Annotated in this window: 14 protein-coding genes; 8 read left to right on the top strand and 6 right to left on the bottom strand. The window is 69.8% G+C overall.

The features are described from left to right. The first annotated feature begins 19 nt into the window (after nt 1–19). The 4 genes from CXQ92_RS00425 to CXQ92_RS00410 all read left to right on the top strand — a co-directional run bounded on the left by CXQ92_RS00425 (nt 20) and on the right by CXQ92_RS00410 (nt 3,012). Nucleotides 20–397, top strand: a complete 378-nt coding sequence (locus CXQ92_RS00425; RefSeq protein ID WP_146067327.1) for a hypothetical protein — start codon at nt 20–22, stop codon at nt 395–397. Between the two features lie 65 nt (nt 398–462). Continuing rightward, the gene (lipB, locus tag CXQ92_RS00420; RefSeq protein WP_104164295.1) at nt 463–1,191 is read left to right on the top strand and encodes a lipoyl(octanoyl) transferase LipB; all 729 of its coding nucleotides are present in this window, start codon (nt 463–465) and stop codon (nt 1,189–1,191) included. After that, nucleotides 1,188–2,189: a lipoyl synthase gene (gene lipA / locus CXQ92_RS00415; protein ID WP_104164293.1), complete on the top strand. Its 1,002-nt coding sequence runs from the start codon at nt 1,188–1,190 to the stop codon at nt 2,187–2,189. The genes lipB and lipA overlap by 4 nt, the downstream gene beginning before the upstream one ends. A 70-nt stretch (nt 2,190–2,259) precedes the next feature. Further along, nucleotides 2,260–3,012 carry a DUF4191 domain-containing protein gene (locus CXQ92_RS00410; RefSeq protein WP_104164291.1) on the top strand — a complete coding sequence of 251 codons (753 nt, stop codon included), beginning with the start codon at nt 2,260–2,262 and terminating at the stop codon, nt 3,010–3,012. An 87-nt stretch (nt 3,013–3,099) separates the two neighbouring features. On the opposite strand, the gene CXQ92_RS00405 is transcribed toward CXQ92_RS00410, so the two are convergent. Further along, nucleotides 3,100–3,537, bottom strand: a complete 438-nt coding sequence (locus tag CXQ92_RS00405) for an RDD family protein (protein WP_104164289.1) — start codon at nt 3,535–3,537, stop codon at nt 3,100–3,102. A gap of 251 nt (nt 3,538–3,788) precedes the next feature. Between CXQ92_RS00405 and glnA (CXQ92_RS00400) the strand changes: the two genes are divergently transcribed. Further along, nucleotides 3,789–5,213, top strand: coding sequence for a type I glutamate--ammonia ligase (glnA, locus tag CXQ92_RS00400; protein ID WP_104164287.1), 1,425 nt, complete (start codon nt 3,789–3,791; stop codon nt 5,211–5,213). 84 nt (nt 5,214–5,297) lie between these two features. Here the strand turns inward: glnA (CXQ92_RS00400) and CXQ92_RS00395 are convergent, their stop codons facing one another. Both CXQ92_RS00395 and glnA (CXQ92_RS00390) read right to left on the bottom strand, forming a co-directional pair. Continuing rightward, nucleotides 5,298–8,306 carry a bifunctional [glutamine synthetase] adenylyltransferase/[glutamine synthetase]-adenylyl-L-tyrosine phosphorylase gene (locus CXQ92_RS00395; RefSeq protein WP_104164285.1) on the bottom strand — a complete coding sequence of 1,003 codons (3,009 nt, stop codon included), beginning with the start codon at nt 8,304–8,306 and terminating at the stop codon, nt 5,298–5,300. Nucleotides 8,307–8,339: 33 nt separating this feature from the next. Next, on the bottom strand, nt 8,340–9,680 hold the full coding sequence (gene glnA / locus CXQ92_RS00390) for a type I glutamate--ammonia ligase (RefSeq protein ID WP_104164283.1): 1,341 nt from the start codon (nt 9,678–9,680) through the stop codon (nt 8,340–8,342). A 279-nt stretch (nt 9,681–9,959) separates the two neighbouring features. Between glnA (CXQ92_RS00390) and panB the strand changes: the two genes are divergently transcribed. Next, entirely contained in the window at nt 9,960–10,829 is an 870-nt protein-coding gene (gene panB / locus CXQ92_RS00385) for a 3-methyl-2-oxobutanoate hydroxymethyltransferase (RefSeq protein ID WP_104164281.1), read from the top strand. Nucleotides 10,830–10,846: 17 nt separating this feature from the next. Here panB and CXQ92_RS17715 read toward each other — a convergent pair whose 3' ends face one another. Further along, nucleotides 10,847–11,011 (bottom strand): SPOR domain-containing protein, encoded by a 165-nt coding sequence (locus tag CXQ92_RS17715; RefSeq protein ID WP_146067326.1) that lies wholly within the window; start codon nt 11,009–11,011, stop codon nt 10,847–10,849. Between the two features lie 97 nt (nt 11,012–11,108). On the opposite strand from CXQ92_RS17715, the gene map reads away from it, so the two are divergent. Together map and ppgK are read left to right on the top strand one after the other, a co-directional pair. Next, nucleotides 11,109–11,987, top strand: coding sequence for a type I methionyl aminopeptidase (gene map, locus CXQ92_RS00380; protein ID WP_104164279.1), 879 nt, complete (start codon nt 11,109–11,111; stop codon nt 11,985–11,987). 91 nt (nt 11,988–12,078) lie between these two features. After that, nucleotides 12,079–12,891: a polyphosphate--glucose phosphotransferase gene (gene ppgK / locus CXQ92_RS00375; protein ID WP_104164277.1), complete on the top strand. Its 813-nt coding sequence runs from the start codon at nt 12,079–12,081 to the stop codon at nt 12,889–12,891. Nucleotides 12,892–12,999: 108 nt separating this feature from the next. Here the strand turns inward: ppgK and nrdR are convergent, their stop codons facing one another. Together nrdR and hisD are read right to left on the bottom strand one after the other, a co-directional pair. Next, nucleotides 13,000–13,500 (bottom strand): transcriptional regulator NrdR, encoded by a 501-nt coding sequence (gene nrdR, locus CXQ92_RS00370; RefSeq protein ID WP_104164275.1) that lies wholly within the window; start codon nt 13,498–13,500, stop codon nt 13,000–13,002. Nucleotides 13,501–13,639: 139 nt separating this feature from the next. Next, nucleotides 13,640–15,004 (bottom strand): histidinol dehydrogenase, encoded by a 1,365-nt coding sequence (gene hisD / locus CXQ92_RS00365; protein ID WP_258069612.1) that lies wholly within the window; start codon nt 15,002–15,004, stop codon nt 13,640–13,642. Between the last annotated feature and the right edge of the window lie 17 nt (nt 15,005–15,021).

The following is a 15,021-nucleotide window of genomic DNA, read 5'->3' as shown; positions in this document are numbered from 1 at the left end:
CCGGACGAGGCAGGTAGTCATGAAACGCACTCCCCCTGATGCAACCGAGGCCTGGCGTCCTGTGGACGAGGCCGTCGGACTCACCTTCGAGGACGTCGACGGCCTCCCGCAGCCCTGCCGGCTGCGCTGGCGGGGCTCCCTGTGGCAGGTGGTGGGTCCCCGTCGTCACTGGTCCACGTGGCGGGCACTGCCCTCGACGCGGGCGGACAGGGAGGACGTGCGGCCGGTCCACCCGTGGCGGGCCGACTTCTGGCGGTTCCAGGCCCAGACCGGCCCCGTCTCCCCGATCCTCCACTTCGAGGTGCGGCGCGCGGGGACGGACTGGCGACTGGTCCGCCTCGGTGCGACCTTCGACCTCCCAGATCGCTCCGAGGACCGGCGCGGATCGCCGTGCTGACCGTGCAGGCCCGGCCCGGAGGACGGCGGCAGGACGGTGTCGCCGGGCAGGACTAGGCTTGTGCCATGACCCTTGTGCTCTCACGCGTCGGCCTCGCTCCGGATTTCATCGAGTACATACAGGGGTGGGAGATGCAGAAATCACTCCACGCCCGGGTGGTGGAGGGCACCGCGCCGAGCACCGTCCTGCTCCTCGAACACAGCCCCGTCTACACGGCAGGCAAACGCACCGAAGATCACGAGCGGCCCTTCGACGGCACACCCGTGGTGCCCGTCGATCGTGGCGGCAAACTCACCTGGCACGGGCCAGGACAGCTGGTCGCATACCCGGTCCTCGCGCTGCGGGATCCGGCGCGCGTCGCCGACTACGTCCACACCCTGGAGGAGGTCATCATCGCCTCCCTGCGCCCCCTCGGGATCGACGGCATCAGGATCGACGGGCGTTCCGGGGTCTGGCTCGCGGAGACCGGCGCGCGACCCGCGCGCAAGATCGCGGCCATCGGCATCCGCGTGAGGAACCGCGTCACCATGCACGGCTTCGCCGTCAACTGCAGCAACGACCTCGCGCCCTTCCAGCAGATCGTCCCCTGCGGCATCGCGGACGCCGGCGTCACCTCCATCTCCGCCGAATGCGGCCGCACGGTCACCCCGGCCGATCTCGTTTCGTCGATCGAGGCGGGACTGCGCAAGAATGAGGCGGTGCTGGTGGGCAACGATGACACCGGGACACCCCACCCTGCCGGTGCCGGCACGTCCGGCCCCGCCCAGAACCAGCCAGAAGGAGCTTCCCTGTGAGTCTTGCACCCGAGGGCCGCCGACTGCTGCGCGTCGAGGCGCGCAATGCCGAGACACCGGTGGAGCGAAAGCCCGACTGGATCAAGGCCAAGGTCAACATCGGCCCGGAATTCGTGTCCATGAAGAACCTGGTGAAGAAGGAGGGCCTGCACACCGTCTGCGAGGAAGCAGGCTGCCCCAACATCTTCGAGTGCTGGGAGGATCGGGAGGCCACGTTCCTGATCGGCGGCTCCGAGTGCACCCGGCGGTGCGACTTCTGCCAGATCGACACCGGCAAGCCGCAGCCCCTCGACCGCAGCGAGCCCTTCAAGGTCGCCCAGTCGGTGCAGTCGATGAACCTGCGCTACGCCACCGTCACCGGCGTCGCGCGCGACGACCTGCCCGACGAGGGTGTGTGGCTCTACGCCGAGACCATCCGGCAGATCCACAGCATGAACCCGGGCACGGGCGTGGAGATCCTCATCCCCGACTTCTCCGGTCGCCCCGAGCACATCGCCGCGATCTGCGACGCGGCCCCGGAGGTCTTCGCGCACAACGTCGAGACGGTCCCCCGCATCTTCAAGCGGATCCGGCCGGCATTCCGCTACGAGCGCTCCCTCGACGTCATCACCCAGGGACGCGACCGCGGCATGGTGACGAAGTCGAACCTCATCCTCGGGATGGGCGAGACCCGGGAAGAGATCTCCGAAGCCCTCCGCGACCTGCACGACGCCGGCTGCGACCTCATCACGATCACGCAGTACCTGCGCCCGAGCGAGCGCCACCTCCCGGTGGACCGCTGGGTGAAGCCCGGCGAGTTCGTCGAACTGAGCGATGAAGCCGAGGCGATCGGGTTCCTCGGCGTCATGAGCGGCCCCCTCGTGCGTTCGTCGTACCGCGCCGGCCGCCTCTGGGCGCGCGCCATGCGCAAGAAGGGCCTCGAGCTCCCCCCGGAACTCGCCCACCTGGACGAGTCCGGAACCGCCCTGCAGGAAGCGTCCTCGCTCCTCGCCGGCTGACCTGCCCGCCGCACACGACGGCGGGCAGTCCGGCCGCCGCTCCCCCGCCATCCCGTAGAATCGAAGAACTATGTCGCACACGATCGATCCTTCCGGTTCCCCCACGCCCAAACGCCGTCTGTTCTCCCGCAAGCCGAAGGCCGCGAAGGGCCCGAAGAAGACCGGGCGGATGAAGCAGGTCTCCGAGGTCTTCAAGATGACCCGGCGCAACGATCCGAGCGTCGTCTGGTCCATGCTGCTGGCGTTCGTCGGCATCGTCGCCCTGGGGCTGCTGATCGGGCTGCTGATCGACAACGTCGTCACGCTGATGATCATCGCCATCCCGCTCGCGTTCCTCGCCGCGATCTTCATCCTGTCGCGCCGGGCCGAACGTGCGGCGTTCTCGCAGATCGAGGGGAAGCCGGGCGCGGCCGGAGCCGCCCTGAGCGTCCTGCGTCGCGGCTGGATCCTCCAGGAGCAGCCCGTCGCCGTGAACCCGCGCACCCAGGACGCCGTGTTCCGCGTGATCGGTCGCCCGGGAGTCATCCTCGTCTCGGAGGGTCCGTCCACCCGGGTCAAGCAGCTCGTGGACGGCGAGAAACGCAAGATGGCACGCATCATCCCCAACGTGCCCGTCCACGTGATCGAGACCGGCCGTGACGATCGTCAGGTCCCCCTGTCGAAGCTCCCGAAGACCGTCCAGAAGCTCAAGAAGACCCTCACCAAGCAGGAGGTGTCGGCCGTGGACAAGCGGCTGAGCGCCCTCGGTACGAAGCTCCCGATCCCCAAGGGCGTGGACCCGTTCAAGGCCCGGCCCGACCGGAAGGCGATGCGCGGGCGCTGACCCGCGGGTCGCCGTGCCGGTCCCGCTGACACACGAGGAGCCCTTCCCGTCGGGAGGGGCTCCTCGTCGTCCGGTCCGTCGTGCCGGCTAGATGCGGAAGAGCCCGGTCCGGCGCACCCGGTCATGGATTCCACGCTGGTCCGTGTCGATGATGAGCGCCGGGATCACGAGGCACAGGAGCACGCTCCGGATGATCGCGGTGAGATAGCCCGCAGGCCTGCCGTCCAGGGTCTGCACCTGCATGCGCAGGATGCGATGCCCGATGCTGTAGCCGAAGAACCCGACGAACAGGATCTGTTCGGCGAGGAAGAGGTACAGCGTGGCGAAGGAGTCGTACCCGAAGAACGCTGCGGACAGCAGTGAGCAGATGACCCAGTCGATCAGGAGCGCCGCGGCCCTCGGCCCGAATCGGGCGATCGACCCCGGACCCGCTTCGGGCCGTCCCAGCCGCTGGCCGGGCCACTGCTGGTTGCCCGACGGTGAGGGGCCTTCCATCCACGAGCCGAGGTCATGTCTACTTACCACGCCTCCAGCGTACCCGGCGGTGAGCGGCCCCATTATGCCCGCCACCTCAGGGACGCGCTAGGGTGGGAGACGCACTTCCCCTCATGTAACGTCCCGGAAACAACGGCGACACCAGCGAGAAACTGCCCGCTCCTACAGTTGGAGCGAGACGGCGGCAGCGTCCCACTCCGCCGGAGCTCGTGACTTCCCGCGCGGTGCAGGGGCACGCGCTGGCGCCCAGTCTTTCCCCCAGCCCTGCGATAGGAGCATGAATGTTCAAGAATGCGGACGAAGTCCTCAAATTCATCGCCGACGAAGACATCAAGTTCGTCGATGTCCGGTTCACCGACCTGCCCGGCGTGCAGCAGCACTTCAACGTCCCCGCCAAGACGGTCGACGCGGACTTCTTCATCCACGGGCAGCTCTTCGACGGCTCCTCCATCCGCGGCTTCCAGGGCATCGCCGAGTCCGACATGCAGCTGATCCCGGACGTGACGACGGCGTTCATCGATACGTTCCGCGTCGAGAAGACCCTCGCCCTGAACTTCTCCATCGTCAACCCGCGCACCGGCGACCCCTACCACCGCGATCCGCGCAGCGTCGCCGAGCGGGCCGAGGCGTACCTCTCCTCGACCGGCATCGCGGACACGGCGTTCTTCGCCCCCGAGGCCGAGTTCTTCATCTTCGACAACGTGCAGTACGAGTCCTCCCCCCAGGGCAGCTTCTACAAGGTGGACTCCATCGAGGCACCTTGGAACAGCGGCCGCGAGGAGGTCGGCGGTAACCTCGGCAACAAGACGCCGTTCAAGGGCGGCTACTTCCCGGTGTCTCCCGTCGACAAGCAGGCGGACCTGCGCGACGCGATCTGCGTCGAACTGGACAAGGCGGGCCTCGAGGTCGAGCGATCCCACCACGAGGTCGGCGGCGCCGGCCAGGCCGAGATCAACTACAAGTTCACGACCATGACGCACGCTGCGGACGACCTGCAGAAGTTCAAGTACATCGTCAAGAACGTCTCGAACGCCTGGGGCAAGTCCGCCACCTTCATGCCGAAGCCCGTCTTCGGCGACAACGGCTCCGGCATGCACTGCCACCAGTCCCTGTGGAGCAACGGCCAGCCGCTGTTCTACGACGAGCGCGGTTACGCCGGACTCTCGGACATGGCCCGCTGGTACATCGGTGGCCTGCTCAAGCACGCGTCCGCCGTCCTGGCCTTCACCAACCCGACGGTCAACTCCTACCGCCGCCTGGTCAAGGGCTTCGAGGCCCCGGTCAACATGGTCTACTCGCAGGGCAACCGCTCCGCCGGCATCCGGATCCCGATCACCGGGTCCAACCCGAAGGCCAAGCGCATCGAGTTCCGCGCGCCGGACCCGTCGTCGAACCCGTACCTCGCCTTCGCCGCGCAGCTCATGGCCGGCCTCGACGGGATCAAGAACCGCATCGAGCCCGCTGACCCCATCGACAAGGACCTCTACGAGCTCCCCGCCGAGGAGGCCAAGGACATCCAGAAGGCTCCCGGCTCGCTCGAGGAGGCCCTCCTGGCCCTCGAGGCGGACAACGAGTTCCTGCAGGCGGGCGACGTCTTCACGCAGGACCTGATCGACACGTGGATCGAGTACAAGCGCGAGATGGAGATCAAGCCGCTCTCCCTGCGCCCGAACCCCTACGAGTTCGAGCTCTACTACGGCGTCTAGCAGCACCCCGCACCACATGCGACGGCGGTCGTCCCCACTGCGGGGGCGGCCGCCGTCGCCGGTCCCGCAGCAGGAACGGGAGCGCTAGTACCCGTAGAAGTGCCGCTCGAAGATGCTTCGGCTGCGCCTCGTCATCCGGAGGTAGTCCTCCTCCAGGTGGGAGCCGCTGTCCGGACCGTAGCCGCACCAGCGCGCCACCGCCTCGAGGTCGCGGCGTGAGGACGGCAGCAGGTCGGACCCCCGGCCGCTCCAGATGAGGTTCGCCGCACGGATCCGGGTGGCCAGGGTCCAGCTGCCGCGCAGCATGGCGACGTCCTCCGCCGGGACCAGCCCTTCGGCCTCGATCACCTGCAGCGCGGCGAGGGTGGACTGCACGCGCAGGGCCGGAAGAGCGTGCGCGTGCTGCAGCTGGAGGAGCTGCACCAGCCACTCGACGTCGCTGAGGGCACCGCGCCCCAGCTTCAGGTGCCGCGAGGGGTCGGCCCCGCGCGGTAGCCGTTCCGCCTCGACGCGCGCCTTGATGCGCCGGATCTCGCGGACGTCGCTCTCGGCGAGGTCGCGGGGATACCGTACGGGGTCGATGAGGTCCAGGAATTCGGTGGCGAGGCCGTCGTCGCCCGCCAGCGGGCGGGCCCTCAGGAGCGCCTGCGCCTCCCACACGAGCGACCAGCGGCGGTAGTACTCGCGGTAGGAGCCGATCGAGCGGACCATCGGGCCCTGCTTGCCCTCCGGGCGGAGGGCGGCATCGATCTCCAGCACGCGTTCGGCGAGCACGGCGGGCTTGCAGGGCTGGGTGAGCAGCGCGACCAGCCGTGCGACGATCGTCTCCGCCTGCTTCTGCGCCGCGGACTCGTCCGCCCCGGGTCGTGGCCGGTGCACGTAGATGACGTCGGCGTCGGACCCGTACGTGATCTCGCGGCCGCCCTGGCGTCCCATCGCCATGACGACGACGTCGGTGAGCTGCTCCTCGCGCGCGAACACCTGGTTCTCGGCCACGTGCAGGGCACCGAGGACCGCCGCCCGGTCGGTGTCGGACAGCGCCTCCCCTACCTCCGCCTGGGACAGCAGGCCCGAACTGTCGGCGACGGCGATCCTCAGCAGCTCGCGGCGCCGGATGAGGCGGATCAGGCGGATGGCATCCTCGGGCTCCGGGTGCCTGGACATCTTCGACCGGATCTCGTGCCACTGGGCCTCGAAGGTCTCCGGGACGAGCTCGGCGTCGGAGCCCAGCCACTGCGTCGATTCCGGGGACACCTCCAGCAGATCGGTGATGAACCGGCTGCTCGACAGGACGGCGCAGAGGCGTTCCGCCGCAGCGTTGGAATCGCGCAGCATGCCCAGGTACCAGTGGCTCTCGCCGAGCGATTCGCTGAGCCGACGGAACCCGAGGAGCCCGGCGTCGGGATCGACGCCGTCGGCGAACCAGCCCAGCAGGATGGGCAGGAGTTGCCGCTGCAGCAGTGCGCGTCGCCGGAGCCCGCCGGTGAGCGCCTCGATGTGGCGCATCGCGCCCCGCGGATCCTGGTAGCCCAGCGCCGCGAGGCGTGCCTGCGCCGCCTCCGCGGTGAGCTGCACGTCCTCGGGCCGGAGCGTCGCCGCGGTGTTGAGCAGGGGCCGGTAGAAGATCGATTCGTGGAGCCGCCGGACGAGGCGCCGCGTGGACTGCCACTTGTCGTGGAGGCTCTGGGCGCTCGGACGTACCCGCACCATGCATCCCTCGGAGGACCGCGCGAGGGCGCGCAGCGACGTCTCGTCCTCGGGCATCAGGTGGGTGCGGCGCATCTGCATGAGCTGGATCCTGTGCTCGAGGACCCGCAGGTAGCGGTAGGAGTCGTCGAGGTCCAGCGCGTCGGAGCGCCCCACGTACCCGGCGGCGCTCAGGGCGGCGATGGCGGAGACGGTGTCGCGGACCCGCAGCGACTCGTCCAGCCGTCCGTGGACGAGCTGCAGCAGCTGCACGGTGAACTCGACGTCGCGGAGGCCGCCCGGGCCGAGCTTCAGCTGGCGTGCCTCCTCGTCGCGCGCGATGTTGTCCGTGACGCGGCGGCGCATGGCCCTGACGCCCTCGACGAAACCCTCCCGCTGCGACGACGCCCAGATGAGCGGGGCGATGGCCTCCTCGTACCGCCGGCCGAGGTCGGCGTCCCCTGCCGCGGCCCGGGCCTTCAGGAGGGCCTGGAACTCCCAGGTCTTGGCCCACCGCTCGTAGTAGGACACGTGTGACTGCAGCGTCCGCACGAGCTGGCCGTCCTTGCCCTCCGGCCGGAGGTTCGCGTCCACCTCCCACAGGGCCGGCTCCGGACCGGGCGAGTACACGCCCCGGGACATGCCGGACGCGAGTCCCGTCCCGATCCGGGTGAGCGTCGTGTCGTCGAGGTCCTCCCCCTCCACCACGTAGACGACGTCGACGTCGGAGATGTAGTTCAGTTCGCGGGCACCGCACTTGCCCATCGCGATCACGGCGAGCCTGACCCGGGCGACGACGTCGGGCCCGTACACCTCGCCGAGTTCCGCCCGCGCGACGGCGAGCGACGCCTCCAGCGCGGCGGCGGCGAGGTCCGCGAGTTCACGCGCGACGACGGGCAGGTAGTCGACGGGCGCACAGTGCCCGAGGTCGCGGACGGCGAGGTCCGTGAGGAGCCTCCGGTAGGCGACCCGGAGCCGACAGTACGCATCGACGCCGACGACGCCCGCGACGGGATTGGCCGCGGCCGGATCGGCGTCGACGGAGCCGAGCAACTCGGCGCGCAGCCCCTCGGGAGCGACGACCGGCGGCGTCGCCGGCCTGGTCCTCACGACGTCCAGGTGTTCGGGGCGGCGCATGAGGAACTCCCCGAGCGCCTCGGTGGCGCCCAGCAGCCGGAACAGGAGACCGCGCCGGCCTTCGTCAGAGAAGGCCCCCGTGACCGCCGTGCGATCCACCGCCAGGAGCCTCACGAAGGACTGCAGCGCCATGTCCGGGTTGGCGGACAGGGCGAGACCCGCGAAGAGGTCGTCGTCGTCGAGGCCACGCAGTTCCGGGGCGTCGAGGAAACGCCGGCTCTTCTCGAGGTCCGTGAAGCCGTAGCTGATCAGCTTGCGGTTGAGGCTCATGCCCCAACCCTAGCCATGTCCTCCGGGACGGCCTTACAGGATGTTGAGGTTCCGGCGCAGCTCGTAGGGTGTCACCTGGATGCGGTAGTCGTGCCACTCCGCGCGCTTGTTCCGCAGGAAGTTCTCGAAGACCTGCTCGCCCAGGATGTCGGCGACGAGCTCGGACTCCTCCATGACGCGGATGGCGTCGTGCAGGCTGGCGGGGAGGGGGTCGTGTCCCATGGCGCGGCGCTCGGCGGCAGTCAGGCTCCAGACGTCGTCCTCGGCGGCCGGCGGCAGGTCGTAGCCCTCCTCGATGCCCTTCAGGCCCGCGCCCAGGAGCACCGAGTACGCGAGGTAGGGGTTGCTCGCGGAATCGATGCCACGGTACTCGATGCGCGCGGACTGGCCCTTGTTGGGCTTGTAGAGGGGCACCCGCACCAGGGCGGAGCGGTTGTTGTGGCCCCAGGACAGGTAGCTCGGCGCCTCGCCGCCACCCCAGAGCCGCTTGAAGGAGTTCACGAACTGGTTGGTCACGGCGGTGAACTCGGGGGCGTGCCGGAGGATGCCGGCGATGAACTGCCGTGCGGTCTTCGACAGCTGGAACTCGGCGCCCGCCTCGTAGAACGCGTTCGTGTCACCCTCGAACAGCGAGAAGTGGGTGTGCATCCCGGACCCGGGATGCTCGGAGAAGGGCTTCGGCATGAAGGTCGCATAGCTGCCCGAGGTCAGGGCGACCTCCTTGATGATGGTGCGGAACGTCATGATGTTGTCCGCGGTCTGCAGCGCGTCGGCATAGCGCAGGTCGATCTCGTTCTGCCCGGGCCCCGCCTCGTGGTGGCTGAACTCCACGGAGATGCCCACGGACTCGAGCATCGCCACGGCCGTCCGCCGGAAATCCTGGGCCACGCCGCCCGGCACGTGGTCGAAGTAGCCTGCCTGGTCCACCGGCACGGGCTGGCCGTCCGCGCCCGGTTCCGCGGACTTCAGCAGGTAGAACTCGATCTCCGGGTGCGTGTAGCAGGTGAACCCCATGTCGGCGGCCTTCGCGAGGGTCTTCTTGAGGACCCCGCGCGGGTCGGCGGTGGACGGCCGGCCGTCCGGGGTGAGGATGTCGCAGAACATCCGGGACGTCTGCTCCTTCTCGCCGCGCCAGGGCAGGATCTGGAAGGTCGACGGGTCCGGCTGGGCCAGCATGTCGGACTCGTACACCCGCGCGAGTCCCTCGATGGAGGATCCGTCGAACCCGAGGCCCTCCTCGAACGCACCCTCGACCTCGGCCGGGGCGAGCGCCACCGACTTCAGGGACCCGACGACGTCGGTGAACCACAGCCGTACGTAGCGCACGTCCCGCTCCTCGATGGTGCGCAGTACGAATTCCTGCTGCCGGTCCATGACAACCTCATTCCTCGAATCGATGCCCGGACCGCTCGGTCGGGTCGGCAGGCAGTACCTGCCCGGGACGCCCTGCTCCGGCGCCGCGGGCCGCCCGCACGGCTCAGGGCCGTCCGGGGCGCGCGTGAGGCGCCGTCATCACTCTACTGATCCGCGGGCCCGGAACACGCGCGGCCGCGCCTCGCCATTCTCGCGCGCCCGTGTTAACGGCCGGTTACGACGGGCGGCCCGCCTCGAGCGGCCCCGGGACGGCGCAGCGCCGTCCGATAGTCTCGTGTCATGACTTCCGCCGAATTGCCCGCCCCCTACGGAGCGGGCGCAGGCACGACGCCGGCCCCGCCCGCAGCCAGCCCGACCGGCCGCATCCGCATCCACCACCTGCAGCAGGCCAAGGAGAACGGCACGCGGTTCGCGATGCTGACGGCGTACGACCAGTACGCGGCGCAGGTGTTCGACGAGGCCGGCATCGAGGTGCTCCTCATCGGCGATTCGGCCGCCAACAACGTCCTCGGACACGCCACGACGCTGCCCATCACGCTGGACGAGATGATCCTCTTCAGCCGGGCGGTGAGCACGGCGGCCCGGCGGGCCCTCGTCGTCGCCGACCTGCCCTTCGGCAGCTACGAGGTGTCCCCCCAGCAGGCCGTCGAGTCCTCTGTCCGCCTCCTGAAGGAGGGCCTGGTGCACGCCGTGAAGATGGAGGGTGGCGCCGAGTACGCCGGGACGGTCCGGGCGCTCGTGCGCGCCGGCATCCCGGTCATGGCGCACATCGGCTTCACGCCGCAGAGCGAGCACGCGCTCGGCGGGTACCGGGTCCAGGGGCGCGGGGACGCGTCGCAGCGCATCGTCGACGATGCCGTCGCCCTCGCCGACGCCGGGGCCTTCTGCATCCTCATGGAGATGGTGCCCAGCAGGACCGCGGACGCCGTCGAGGCCGCCGTGCGCGTACCGACGATCGGCATCGGGGCCGGCCCGGGCACGACGGGCCAGGTGCTGGTGTGGCAGGACATGGCGGGGCTGCGCGGCGGCCGGCAGGCGAGATTCGTCAAGCAGTATGCGGACGTCCGGACGGTCCTCACGGATGCCGCCCGCGCCTACGCGGACGACGTCCGGGCCGGCACGTTCCCCGGCCCCGAGCATTCGTTCTAGCTGTACTGCCCGGGGGCCTACGCGTCGTCGTCCCGGTCCCAGGCCTCGTTGCGCTGCTGGACCTTCTCGAGGGCCTTCTCGGCCTCGGCCCTGGTCGCATACGGTCCGATGAGCTGCGACCAGTCCGACTGCCGGTCCTCCTCGATCTCGTGCGTGCGCACGTTGAACCAGTACTCCGTCATGTCGACCTCCTCGATCCGGGCGCGGAACGTGGTGTCCGCCGGCCGGTCCGGCAGCGCCTTTTCGGCCGCCGACCAGCGCCCGCTATAGAATCAGGGTATGCCCCAGACTTCCGCCGCCGCGCCCCTTGGGACTTTGACGCCCGGCGCCATCTCGCCCCAGCGCCCCGTTCCCCGGGGTATCGCACGCCCGGAGTACGTGGGCCGCAAGGCGCCCGCCCCCTTCACCGGATCCGAGGTGAAGACGCCGGAGACGATCGAGAAGATCCGTGTGGCCGGCAGGATCGCCGCCCAGGCCATCGTCGAGGTCGGCAACCACGCGAAGCCGGGCGTGACCACCGACGAGCTCGACCGGGTCGGCCACGAATTCCTGCTCGACCACGGCGCCTATCCCTCGACGCTCGGGTACCGGGGGTTCCCCAAGTCGCTGTGCTCGTCACTGAACGAGGTCATCTGCCACGGCATCCCGGACTCCACCGTGATCGAGGACGGGGACATCCTGAACATCGACATCACGGCCTTCAAGGACGGCGTGCACGGCGACACGAACTACACCTTCTGCATCGGCGACGTCGACGAGGAGTCCCGCCTGCTCGTCGAGCGCACGCAGGAATCCCTCAACCGCGCCATCCGCGCGGTCGCACCGGGCCGCGAGATCAACGTCATCGGCCGCACCATCGAGTCCTATGCGAAGCGCTTCGGTTATGGTGTTGTCCGTGACTTCACCGGGCACGGCGTGGGCGAGGCGTTCCACACCGGGCTGATCATCCCGCACTACGACGCCGCCCCGGCGTACAACCGCGTGATCGAGCCGGGGATGGTCTTCACGATCGAACCGATGCTCACGCTCGGGACCGTCGACTGGACCATGTGGGCGGACGACTGGACCGTCGTGACGAAGGACCGGAAGAGGACGGCGCAGTTCGAGCACACTCTCCTGGTCACCGATCGCGGCGCCGAGGTCCTGACCCTCCCGTAGTACCGCCTCGGCGGTCCACTCCGCACGCTGCACCACGACCATGTCCGGCACGCGCCGGACGACGCCTCAACCCATCCGTCGAGAGAGAGTCATGCCCAAGGACACCGAGAAGAAGAAATCGAAGAAGCTCCCCGCCACGGTCATCGGCGTGGACATCGGCGGCACGGGCATCAAGGGCGGCATCGTCGACCTCGAGAAGGGTGTGATCGTCGGCGAACGGTACCGGATCCCGACGCCGAAGCCGTCGACGCCCGAGGCCGTCGCCGAGGTGGTCGCCCAGATCGTCGCGGAGCTCTCCTCCCGGCCCGAAGGCCCTGCTGCCGACGTCCCGGTGGGCGTCACCTTCCCCGCCATCATCCAGCACGGCATCGCCCGGTCCGCGGCGAACGTGGACAAGAGCTGGGTCGACACCGACGTCGACGGCCTCTTCAGCAAGGTCCTCGGCCGGGAGGTCCACGTGATCAACGACGCCGACGCCGCCGGTCTCGCGGAGGTCCGCTACGGGGCCGGCAAGGGCAGGATGGGCACGGTCCTCGTGATCACCCTGGGTACGGGTATCGGTTCGGCGTTCATCTTCGACGGGAAGCTGGTGCCGAACGCGGAGCTCGGCCACCTCGAGATCGACGGGCACGACGCCGAGACGAAGGCGTCCGCCGTCGCCCGTGAGCGGGACGGCATCGACTGGGACGAGTACGCCGTCCGCCTCCAGCGCTACTTCTCGCACGTGGAGTTCCTCTTCTCCCCCGAACTGTTCATCGTGGGCGGGGGCATCTCGAAGCGCAGCAGCGAGTACCTGCCGTCGCTGGAGCTGCGCACCCCGATCATCCCGGCACAGCTGAAGAACCAGGCGGGGATCGTCGGCGGGGCGCTGCAGGCCGCACTGCTCTCCGGCCCGAAGGCCTGATGTCGGAGAACCCCAGACGCCTGCTCCCCCGCCTCGGCGACGGAGGGACGTGGAACCGGTGGTGGCGTCGGCTTCCCCTCCGCAGCCACCACCGGGGTCTGTAGGGCGCTAGTGCGCCGTCAAGGGCCGCTGCATCCCGGTGGGGACGCGCTGCCCGTGGTCCTCGTTCTGCCGGCGCAGGGTGCCGATGGCCTCCTCGAAGTCCTCGAGGGACTCGAACCCCTGGTACACGCTGGCGAACCGCAGGTAGGCGATCTGGTCGAGCTTCCGGAGCGGCTCGAGGATGGCGAGCCCCACCTCGTGCGCGTCGATCTCCGCGACGCCGCTGGCCCGGACGTTCTCCTCGACCTCCTGCGCCAGGAGGGCGAGGTCGTCCTCGGTCACCGGGCGGCCCTGGCAGGCCTTGCGGACACCGTTGATGATCTTGGACCGGCTGAACGGTTCGCCGGCTCCGGAGCGCTTGACCACGCTGAGACTCGTCGTCTCCACGGTGCTGAAGCGGCGGCCGCACTGCGGGCACTGGCGACGGCGCCGGATCGCGGATCCGTCGTCCGCGAGGCGGCTGTCGACGACGCGGGAGTCGGGGTTACGGCAGTACGGACAGTACATGGGTCCCTCCCGCTCCGTAGGCCGTTCCAACAACGTGCCGTGACCAGTTTAGGACTACATGTAGTGAAACAACAACACTGTAATTACCAGATGTAGTGGCCGACCGCAGGAGGGGGTGCGGCGTGGGTGCGGCCGCGGATCAGGATGCGCCGGCCTCGAAACGGGCCGCGACGGCCTCCCCGTGCGCGGGGAGGTTCTCGGCCTCCGCCAGCGAGAGGATCGAGGACGCGACCTCACGCAGCGCCTCACGGTCGTAGTGCACGAGCTGGACGGCACGCAGGAAGGTCGTCACGTTGAGCCCGGAGGCGAAGGCGGCCGTCCCGCTGGTGGGCAGGACGTGGTTGGACCCCGCACAGTAGTCCCCGAGGCTGACCGGGCTGTAGGCGCCGATGAAGACGGCGCCGGCGTTGCGGATGCGCCCGGCGACCTCCGCCGCGTCGATGGTCTGGATCTCGAGGTGCTCGGCCGCGTAGGCGTCGCACACGGCGATCCCGTGCTCGACGTCGTCGACCAGGATCACGCCGGACTGCGGCCCGGACAGGGCGGTCCGCACCCGCTCCGCATGGCGCGTCCGGGCGGCACGGGCCTCGAGTGCCCGGACGACGGCGGCCGCGAGCTCCTCGGAGTCCGTCACCAGGACGGACGCCGCCTGGGGATCGTGTTCGGCCTGGCTCACGAGGTCCGCGGCGACGAGGTCGGGGTCGGCGCTCGCGTCGGCGAGGACGGCGATCTCCGTGGTGCCGGCCTCCGAGTCGATGCCGACCTGGCCGCGGACCAGCCGCTTGGCCGTGGCCACGAACACGTTGCCGGGCCCGGTGACGACGTCCACGGGATCGATGTCCCGGCCGGTCCCCGAGTGGTCCCGGATCCCGTAGGCGAGGGCGGCGACGGCCTGGGCGCCGCCCATGGCGTACACCTCGGTGATACCGAGCATGGCGGCGGCGGCGAGGATCACGGGGTGCGGCCAGCCGCCGAACTCCTTCTGCGGGGGCGAGGCGAGGGCGATCGATCCGACGCCGGCGGCCTGCGCGGGCACCACGTTCATGACCACGGAGGACGGGTAGACGGCGAGCCCGCCGGGCACGTAGAGGCCGACCCGGTCCACGGGGATCCACTTGTGCGTCAGGTGCGCTCCGGGCGCCACCTGCACGTCCACGTCGTCCGGCACCTGGGCCCGGGCGAAGACGCGCGCCCGCCGGATGGCCTCCTCGAGCGCGGCCCGGACGTCGTCGTCCAGGCCGGCGAGGGCGGCGTCCACGACTTCGGCCGGCACCCGCGGGTGCTCCTGCTCGACGCCGTCGAAGCGCAGGGCGAGTTCCCGGAGGGTCTCGATGCCGCGGGCACGGACATCGTCGATGATGGCCTGCACGGCGGCTTCCGAGGAGCGGGCATCCGCGGCGGCGCGCGGCATAGCCCTCTTCAGGTCGCCCGGCGAGAAGGTCCGGCCGCGCAGGTCGATGGTGCGGAAGCCGACGGTCGGGGAGGTGCTGGACGGTGGATTCACCCTGAGAGTCTATCGGG

Source organism: Arthrobacter sp. SX1312 (assembly GCF_002929295.1).
Taxonomy (GTDB): domain Bacteria; phylum Actinomycetota; class Actinomycetes; order Actinomycetales; family Micrococcaceae; genus Arthrobacter_D.
This window is presented reverse-complemented; position numbering and strand designations above follow the sequence as displayed.

Excerpts from the sequence above, each read along its gene's own strand:
- CXQ92_RS00425 (WP_146067327.1), top strand. The coding sequence starts at position 20 with ATGAAACGCACTCCCCCTGATGCAACCGAGGCCTGGCGTCCTGTGGAC.
- lipB (WP_104164295.1), top strand. The coding sequence starts at position 463 with ATGACCCTTGTGCTCTCACGCGTCGGCCTCGCTCCGGATTTCATCGAG.
- CXQ92_RS00410 (WP_104164291.1), top strand. The coding sequence starts at position 2,260 with ATGTCGCACACGATCGATCCTTCCGGTTCCCCCACGCCCAAACGCCGT.
- glnA (WP_104164287.1), top strand. The coding sequence starts at position 3,789 with ATGTTCAAGAATGCGGACGAAGTCCTCAAATTCATCGCCGACGAAGAC.
- CXQ92_RS00395 (WP_104164285.1), bottom strand. The coding sequence starts at position 8,306 with ATGAGCCTCAACCGCAAGCTGATCAGCTACGGCTTCACGGACCTCGAG.
- glnA (WP_104164283.1), bottom strand. The coding sequence starts at position 9,680 with ATGGACCGGCAGCAGGAATTCGTACTGCGCACCATCGAGGAGCGGGAC.
- panB (WP_104164281.1), top strand. The coding sequence starts at position 9,960 with ATGACTTCCGCCGAATTGCCCGCCCCCTACGGAGCGGGCGCAGGCACG.
- CXQ92_RS17715 (WP_146067326.1), bottom strand. The coding sequence starts at position 11,011 with ATGACGGAGTACTGGTTCAACGTGCGCACGCACGAGATCGAGGAGGAC.
- map (WP_104164279.1), top strand. The coding sequence starts at position 11,109 with ATGCCCCAGACTTCCGCCGCCGCGCCCCTTGGGACTTTGACGCCCGGC.
- ppgK (WP_104164277.1), top strand. The coding sequence starts at position 12,079 with ATGCCCAAGGACACCGAGAAGAAGAAATCGAAGAAGCTCCCCGCCACG.
- nrdR (WP_104164275.1), bottom strand. The coding sequence starts at position 13,500 with ATGTACTGTCCGTACTGCCGTAACCCCGACTCCCGCGTCGTCGACAGC.